Source organism: Bradyrhizobium hereditatis (assembly GCF_020329435.1).
Taxonomy (GTDB): domain Bacteria; phylum Pseudomonadota; class Alphaproteobacteria; order Rhizobiales; family Xanthobacteraceae; genus Bradyrhizobium; species Bradyrhizobium hereditatis.
This window is the reverse complement of record NZ_JAGKJK010000002.1, coordinates 553,396-560,982: the sequence shown is the minus strand read 5'-3', so window position 1 is coordinate 560,982 and position 7,587 is coordinate 553,396. Positions and strand designations below refer to the sequence as shown.

Annotated in this window: 7 protein-coding genes and 1 pseudogene; 2 read left to right on the top strand and 6 right to left on the bottom strand. The window is 63.9% G+C overall.

Features of this window, described 5'->3' with window-relative positions:
• Positions 1-246 (top strand): annotated as a pseudogene (locus tag J6524_RS08020) (integrase core domain-containing protein); the annotation flags it as partial.
• Positions 247-419: 173 nt separating this feature from the next.
• Here the strand turns inward: J6524_RS08020 and J6524_RS08015 are convergent.
• Positions 420-1,193, bottom strand: coding sequence for a protein phosphatase CheZ (locus tag J6524_RS08015; protein ID WP_225669855.1), 774 nt, complete (start codon positions 1,191-1,193; stop codon positions 420-422).
• A gap of 298 nt (positions 1,194-1,491) precedes the next feature.
• Between J6524_RS08015 and J6524_RS08010 the strand changes: the two genes are divergently transcribed.
• Positions 1,492-2,292, top strand: coding sequence for a L,D-transpeptidase (locus tag J6524_RS08010; RefSeq protein ID WP_225669828.1), 801 nt, complete (start codon positions 1,492-1,494; stop codon positions 2,290-2,292).
• Positions 2,293-2,364: 72 nt separating this feature from the next.
• Here the strand turns inward: J6524_RS08010 and J6524_RS08005 are convergent, their stop codons facing one another.
• The 5 genes from J6524_RS08005 to J6524_RS07985 all read right to left on the bottom strand — a co-directional run bounded on the left by J6524_RS08005 (position 2,365) and on the right by J6524_RS07985 (position 7,436).
• Positions 2,365-3,198, bottom strand: coding sequence for a DUF2076 domain-containing protein (locus J6524_RS08005; protein ID WP_225669827.1), 834 nt, complete (start codon positions 3,196-3,198; stop codon positions 2,365-2,367).
• Positions 3,199-3,327: 129 nt separating this feature from the next.
• Positions 3,328-4,170, bottom strand: a complete 843-nt coding sequence (locus J6524_RS08000; RefSeq protein WP_225669826.1) for a ChbG/HpnK family deacetylase — start codon at positions 4,168-4,170, stop codon at positions 3,328-3,330.
• Positions 4,167-5,207, bottom strand: a complete 1,041-nt coding sequence (locus tag J6524_RS07995) for a glycosyltransferase family 2 protein (protein ID WP_225669825.1) — start codon at positions 5,205-5,207, stop codon at positions 4,167-4,169. The genes J6524_RS08000 and J6524_RS07995 overlap by 4 nt, the downstream gene beginning before the upstream one ends.
• Before the next feature lie 76 nt (positions 5,208-5,283).
• Entirely contained in the window at positions 5,284-6,261 is a 978-nt protein-coding gene (gene hisG / locus J6524_RS07990) for an ATP phosphoribosyltransferase (RefSeq protein ID WP_225669824.1), read from the bottom strand.
• Positions 6,258-7,436, bottom strand: coding sequence for an ATP phosphoribosyltransferase regulatory subunit (locus tag J6524_RS07985; RefSeq protein ID WP_225669823.1), 1,179 nt, complete (start codon positions 7,434-7,436; stop codon positions 6,258-6,260). Before J6524_RS07985 ends, hisG begins: the two co-directional genes overlap by 4 nt.
• Positions 7,437-7,587: the final 151 nt, after the last annotated feature.

The window sequence follows — 7,587 nt, the reverse complement described above, 5'->3', positions numbered from 1 at the left end:
CACAACGGCGAGATCAAGTGGAACGGCAGCACGATCTACATCAACGAGGCTCTCGTCGGCGAGCCGGTCGGCCTGGCCGAAGACGACGCGGGATGCTGGACCGTCAGCTACGGGCGGATCGAGCTCGGCGTGATCACTCACCGCGGCGATCGCCTGAACAAACCAAAACGCAAGGCCTGTGGACTTGTGGACAACGCGAAGGGGCGTTGCCCACAAGCCGCACAGGCCCAGCAACAACAGACCTGAACGAAACGGGAATTGTGTTACCTATGTCGTCGGTCAGAACTGTTACCCATGTCGCCGGTTGCTCAACCCTTCCGTCGGTGCGTCCCTGACTAGTACAAGGAGCAGTCGCAACGATCGAACAAAAAACGCCGGCTCGAAGCCGGCGCTTTATTTGGGCTATCTTAACCAGCCGATCAATTGAACATCGCGTCGATGTCGTCTTGCGAGGCGTGGCCGACGTCGCCGTCGAGCTTCGGGCCGTTGAGCAGCTTGGCGTCGCCTTCGCGGGTGTCGACGATCGGCGCTGCGTGAGCCTTGATCGCGTCGACGCCGCCCCAGATTTCCATCATCGCATAGATGTGCTGCTCGATGAACTTCATCGTGCCCATCACCTTGTTGATGCGCTGGCCGGTGAGGTCCTGGAAGTTGCAGGCCTCGAAGATCGAGACGACACGTTCCTGGATTTCCTCGCTGAGCAGCTTCTGCTGGTCGGGCGAGATGTTCTTGGAAAGCGCGGTGGCCGCCTGGTCGATCGCTTCCGTGGCTTCGAGGATCTGCTGGGTGGCCTGTTCGGTACCGCCGACGACGGCGCCGAGCTCGCCGTTGACCTTGGCCATTTCCTGGCCGTCAAAGCTCTTGCCGTGCAGGGTGGCGATTTCGCGCTTGGTGCGGTTGATGGCGTCGTGGATCAGGTCGAGTTCGACCTTCAGCTTCTCGCACTGTTCGATCTGGGCGCGATAGGTTTCGAGAAGCGCGTGGGCGTCGGCGGTCTCGCGCGAAATTTCCGACTGCACGCTCGTAGCGGCGCGGGCGTGGCCGAAGCTCGCCATCTGGGCGCGGATCGCGCGCAGCTCGGCCATGATCTCGCGGTGCATCGGGCCGATCTCGCCGCCTTCTTCATGCATGACAATTGGCGCGTCGCCCATAATGGCTTGTTCAATACGAAAACGTTTGCGATTGACCGACATGAGATTCCCACCCCCTTCCAGTTCGAAGGTGTTGTAGACCAACGCCATTTAACGTGAGGTTCACGCGCGAAACTCGCGTGTCGGCGGCTGCACACCAAACGATTAACCATGAGCGGCGCGCGTTCACGCAAAATAAACGCTGTCCGGCAAATCCACGCGCCATTGCGGACGTGGTGAATCGAAACGCGGTTTCCGTTTACCAAACCGACTAGGTTTTGATTTGTATTGTTCGCGTGCAGCGGCGCTCGTCGTGTCGCGGCGCGCAAGCCAGCAGTGACGAACAGTACAGAGTACGTCGATGTCCGGAAAAATTTCTTTTGCGCTCCTTGCGAGCGCGTCTTGCCTTTGCTTCGCCAGTGACGCCGCAGCGTTCGATGCCTCATCATCGACTGAGCCCACCGTAATCTACGCCCGTCAGGTAGCGCCGCCGGCGCCGGTGCGCATGGCCGCTGCCGAACGCTCCAACATGGGCGGCGGATTCATCGAATTCCTGTTTGGCGATGCGCCGCAGGGCGGACGCTATCAGCGCGAATCCGTCTATCAGCAGCAGCCGGAGTATGGCTACGGCGGGCGACGCATGCTGCTGCCGCCGATGGATCCGTATCAATCGATGCGGCGCGAGGAGGAAGTGGTCGACCCCGCGCAGTACCGGCTCGATCCGAAATTCGAAAGACAGATGGTCGAGTATCACGGCAAGGAAAGCCCGGGCACCATCGTGATCGACACCCCGAACAAGTTCCTGTTTCTGGTGCAGGGCGGCGGCAAGGCGCTGCGCTACGGCGTCGGTGTCGGCCGTCCCGGCTTCACCTGGTCGGGCGTCAAGACGATCTCGGCGAAGAAGGAATGGCCGGCCTGGACGCCGCCGCCGGAAATGCTGGCGCGTCGCCCCGATCTGCCGCGGTACATGGAGGGCGGCCCGGACAATCCGCTCGGCGCACGCGCGATGTATCTGGGCTCCTCGCTCTATCGCATCCACGGCTCCAACGAGCCCTGGACCATCGGCACCAACGTTTCCTCCGGCTGCATCAGGATGCGCAATGAGGACGTGATCGATCTCTACGGCCGCGTCAACGTCGGCGCCAAGGTGGTGGTGATCTGATTATCGTTGATCCGGTTTGAAATGAAACGGCCGCCCAATGGGCGGCCGCTTTGATTTCAACTCTCGCGTGGCTTACGCGTAATCGCTGTCGCCATCGTCGCCGCCAAAGTCGTCGGAATCGTGATCCATGTCGTCGCCATCATCGTGCGACCCCTGGTCAAAGAATCCCTGCCGCGAGCCGTAATCATTGTCGCTGTTATTGTCAGCGCGCCGGCTCGATGAGCCGATGTCGTTGATCCCGGCCTCGCGCGCGAGGTCACCGCCGGACTGATCGCCCCAAGGCCTGCGGTCTTCGACGCCGCCGCTATGGCCCGCGGTGTCGCCGAACGCCTGATGATTGCCGCCGCCGCCCATCATCGAGCGGATGCTGTTCGCCAGCAACGATCCGCCGACCACGCCGGCCGCAGCCGCCGCCGCCGTGCCGAGGAATGAACCACCGCCGCCGAACGCAGACGGCTGCTGCTGGGCGCCGCCATAAGGCTGGCCGTAGCCCGGCTGATTGTACGGTCCGCCCGGCTGGGTCTGCTGCAGCACCTGCCCGGTATTCCAGGCCGGCCGATTGCCGCCGATTTCAGGCGGGCGAACGTTCGGCACGGAGCCCTGGGCTTGGCCATGCTGCTGGTTCTGACCGAAGATCGCGTCGCGCATCGAATCGAGGAAGCCGCCGGGTTGGGTTTGCTGATTTTGCTGGTCCACCGCCGCTTCCAATTCCTGGATGCGCATGTCGGCGCGCTTCAGCGCTTCGTCCTGCACCAGCGTCGTTTGCACCAGCGCATAGACCGCATTGGGCGCCTTGCGCATCCCTTCCATGATCGCCGACATCGCTTCCGGATCGCGCTTGGCGCTTTCCAGCTTGGCGAGCCGGTCAAAAAGATCGTCAATCAGTTGGCGTTCTTGCGGTGTCATGGCCCTCTCCCTCGCGTCGAATCGAGACGCGCGGGGGGAGATGTAAGGCGGGCTTTGTGTCCCAAGTAGTGGGCGGGCGAATTAAATTTTTGTATGCGACAAAACGCCGGACGGATTTGTCGAAGTTTGTCAATTCAATGTAACTTTATTCGCCGCCAGCAATGTCGGAAATCGATCACTGGCGAGATACGCGTGTTCCGCCTCGCGCTGGGTGGTGAGGGGATCGAGGCTCTCGAGCGTCTGGTCGACAAAGCCGGGATGGCACATCACGAGCCCGCCATCCGGCAACCCTTCAAGAAACTCAGACATCAGCGCGCCGAAATCGGACGCTGTCGAAAAATCATAGGCGCCGGCGAAAGCGGGGTTGAACGCGATCCCGGCATGGGCGGCGCGCTTGCGGAATTGCGCGCTGAGCGTGTCAAGCACCAGCGCCTTGGGCGCGCCGAGCAATTTCGCGAGCGGCTTGCGGCGTCCGCCCTGGCGCACCCACGCGCCGGGGGCCGCCTCTTTCACCGCGCGCAGAAAACCGTCGCGCACCTGCGGGAAGAGTTGCGCGTGCTGATGGCCGTCGACGAAATCGGGCGCGCGACCGAACAGCTCCTTGAAGGCGGCGAGCTGCGCCACAACTTCGTCTTCGACCAGGTCAGGATCGAGCCGCCGCAACAGGCCCGCGCGCAACAGATTTGGAAACGGCAGAAACAGGCCGCCGTCCACGGGCCGGAAATGCATCGACAGCGGACGAAACGGCGCGGTCAGCGTCACGTGCAGTCCGATCGCGCAGCGCGGACTGCTGGCCGCGACCTCCTGCAATGCCGCGACCTCTGCGCGGCCGATCGCAGGTCCGACCACCATCACCGACGTGGCGTTGAGGCGTCCGCGGGAAATCAGATCGCGAATGGCGCGATTGACGCCCTCGGCGAGCCCGTAATCGTCGGCGCATAGCCAGATCCGGCGCAGCGCAGCCTCGTTCATTCGGCGGCGGTCCGTTCGCTCGCCGCAGCCTCGCCGTCAGCCCGCTTCTCGGTGTGCTCGGCAACGAAATAGATCGGCCGCGCCTTCAGCTCGGAGAGAATCTTGCCGATATATTCGCCGACAATGCCGATCATGATGAGTTGCACGCCGCCGATCGTCATCAGGCCGATCACCAGTGAGGGATAGCCGGGGACCTGCTTGCCGGTGGTCCAGACCTCCCAGAGAATGGTCAGGCCGAATATGAAGGCGCTGATGGCCAGTAGCACGCCGAGCAGGCTGGCAAAGCGCAGCGGCGCCACCGAGAATGACGTCAGTCCCTCGATCGACAGGCCGATCAGCCGGCCCGGGCTGAAGGTGGTGACGCCATGCGCGCGCGGCGCCGGCTCGTAGCCGACGCGGATCTGGCGGAAGCCGATCCAGTTCGACAGGCCCTTGAAAAAGCGGTTGCGCTCGGGCAGCTGCCGCAGCGCCGCCGCCGCGCGCGGCGACAGCAGGCGGAAATCGCCGGCGTCCTCGGGAATCTTCTGCCGCGCGCCCCAGTTGATCAGCGCATAGAAGCCGCGCACCGCCTGGCGGCGCAGGAACGATTCATTGTCGCGATGCGCTTTCGCCGTATAGACGACGTCGTAGCCGTCATCGATCCAGTGCGCGACCAGCTTTTCGACCAGGCTCGGCGGGTGCTGACCATCGCCATCCATGAACAGCACGGCGCCGAGACGGGCGTGGTCGAGCCCCGCCATCAGCGCGGCTTCCTTGCCGAAATTGCGCGACAGCGACACCACCTGAACGTCGAGGCTGTCGGCGTTAAGCGAGCGCGCGATCGCAAGCGTGTTGTCGGCGCTGCCGTCGTCGATATAGACGACTTCGCAGCCGAGGCCGTAGCGCGCCATCAGCGTGCGGGCGAGGCCGATCAGCCGCTCGTGCAACAGCGCGAGCCCCGCGGCCTCGTTATATACAGGCACGACAATCGACAGGCCCTGCGCTGCGGCGCTGGCCGTGGTCGTCGTCAGGCGGGAAACGTCAGAGCCGAGCGTCATCAATCGGGGTCCCAGATTATCCAACCGTATATGTTACCTGCGAGAAGCTGTCGCAACGATGAACGAAACGGCAGCCCTATTGCCGCAAGAACGCCTCGAGCTTGGCAAATAGCGGGTTTTCGCGGTCGAGCACGTAATCGAGCGAGGCGATTGAAACCGTTTCGGCGCCGTGCTCGCGCAGGAAGCTGCCGAGCGCGTAGAGCTGCATCGGCGGGCAGTGCAGCGTCAGCATGCCCGAGGAGGTCGGCCCGCCGAACGGCGCCACAACTCCAAACCTATTATGCGCTTCCGTCAGCAGCTTGTCGTTGCAGCCGGCAAAGCGGGTGCGCACTTCGCGATATTTGCTGGCGCGGGCACGCGCGGCGATGTGGTCGAGAATGACACGCGCGGTCTCGCGGGCCTCGGTCGACCAGTCCGCATCACGTGAGGCGACAAGGTTCGCCTGGCTGCGCAGGATCACGCCGTCATCGAGCACCTTCAGCCCATTGGCGGCGAGCGTCGCGCCGGTGGTGGTGATATCGACGATCAGTTCGGCGGTGCCGACGGCGGGCGCCCCTTCGGTCGCGCCGGCGCTCTCGACGATGCGGTAGTCGACCACGCCGTGAGAAGCAAAGAAGTTCCGCGTCAGGTTGATGTATTTGGTCGCGACCCGCATGCGCCGGTTATGCTGGGCGCGAAAACCGGTGGTGACGTCGTCGAGGTCGGCCATGGTGCGGACGTCGATCCAGGCCTGCGGCACCGCGACCACGACATTGGCGCTGCCGAAGCCGAGATTATCGATCAGCAGTACGCGCTTGTCGGCGTCCGCGATGCTTTCGCGGAGCAGATCCTCGCCGGTGACGCCGAGATGCACCATGCCGCGCGAGAGCTGGAAAGCGATTTCGCTCGCCGATAGATAAGCGATCTCGACATTATCGAGGCCGGCAATGGTGCCGCGATAGTCGCGCGCGCCGCGCGGTTTGGCCAGCGAGAGCCCGGCGCGCGTGAAGAACGCCTCGGTGTTTTCCTGCAGGCGGCCCTTGGACGGAACGGCGAGAACGAAGGGAGTGGTCATGCGGCGCTCCCTTGCGCGCCGGATTGGCCGAGCTGTGTCAGCGCCTCGATCCACACCGAGAAGCCGACCGCCGGGATCGGCGTTGATGAACCGAGCTGCGTCATCAGCCCGTCATAGCGCCCGCCCGCGACCAGCGGCTCGACGCCATTGCCTTTGCCGTTTCCTTTGGCGTGCAGTTCGAATTCGAAGCCGGTGTAGTAATCGAGCCCGCGGCCGAACGAGGTGGAGAACCGCGTCAGCTTCGTGTCGATACCGCGCGCAGTCATGAAGCCAATGCGACGTTCGAGCTCATCGATAGCGGCGGCCAGATCGAGCTTGGCGTCGGAAGTCAGCGCGCGTAGTTGCTTGACCGACTCGTTTGGATCGCCCGCGATCGCAAGGAAGCGCTTGATGATGTCGAGCGCATCGCGCGGCAGCGCGCCGGCCTTCAGCGTCGATTGTTCGAGGAAGCGGTCGGCGATTTCGGCAACAGTCCGTCCGCCGACATTGGTGGTGCCGGCGATCGACATCAGATCGGTGACCAGCGCCAGCGCCGCCTTGCGGTCGGAGCCGGCAAGGGCCGCCAGCACGCCCTCATATTCGTTGCGGCCCGGGGCCGTTGCGAGCGTCAGCCGCTCGATGTCCTCGGTGAGGCTCACCTTGCGGTTAAAATCCTTGATCAGCCGCCGCCGCCACACCGGATAAAGGTCGAGCGCGTCGATCAGCGCATTGAACAGCGCAACATCGCCGGTGCGGATCTCGACATCCTTCACGCCGAAGGCGGCGGCCGCTTGCAGTGCCAGCGCCAGCATTTCGGCATCGGCCGCGGCGCGGTCCTGCCGACCAAACGATTCGATGCCGGCCTGCAGGAATTCGCTGGGACGGCCGCCACGATAACGGAACACCGGCCCGAGATAGGAAAAGCCCGCGGGCTTTCCGGCGCTCGGCGAGGCAAGATAGTCGCGCGCCACCGGAATGGTGAGGTCAGGGCGCAGGCAGAGCTCCTCGCCGGAAGCGTCGGTGGTCAGGTAAAGGCTCTTGCGAATGTCCTCGCCGGAGAGGTCGAGAAACGGCTCCGCCGGCTGCAGGATGGCCGGGTGCGCCTGGACGTAGCCACCTTGGGCAAACGACAGCAGCAGCGCGTCCGCCCAGGCGGCGGACCCGGCAGCACCAGGGGAGGCGGCGGTCGCGGTCATTTCAGGTCCAAATATCCGGAAAAACCGGGTTCCGGGTTCGTTTTGGGTTTCCACCGGGGGTCCCGGAGGCTCGTCGGCGCAGCCCTTAGCATGGCCCGGGCGGCGTTTCGACAGGGATTGGCCAACTGAATTAATGGCCAGTGGCTTGGAA

Coding starts and splice junctions, on each gene's coding strand:
- J6524_RS08015 (WP_225669855.1), bottom strand. CDS start 1,193: ATGTCGGTCAATCGCAAACGTTTTCGTATTGAACAAGCCATTATGGGC.
- J6524_RS08010 (WP_225669828.1), top strand. CDS start 1,492: ATGTCCGGAAAAATTTCTTTTGCGCTCCTTGCGAGCGCGTCTTGCCTT.
- J6524_RS08005 (WP_225669827.1), bottom strand. CDS start 3,198: ATGACACCGCAAGAACGCCAACTGATTGACGATCTTTTTGACCGGCTC.
- J6524_RS08000 (WP_225669826.1), bottom strand. CDS start 4,170: ATGAACGAGGCTGCGCTGCGCCGGATCTGGCTATGCGCCGACGATTAC.
- J6524_RS07995 (WP_225669825.1), bottom strand. CDS start 5,207: ATGACGCTCGGCTCTGACGTTTCCCGCCTGACGACGACCACGGCCAGC.
- hisG (WP_225669824.1), bottom strand. CDS start 6,261: ATGACCACTCCCTTCGTTCTCGCCGTTCCGTCCAAGGGCCGCCTGCAG.
- J6524_RS07985 (WP_225669823.1), bottom strand. CDS start 7,436: ATGACCGCGACCGCCGCCTCCCCTGGTGCTGCCGGGTCCGCCGCCTGG.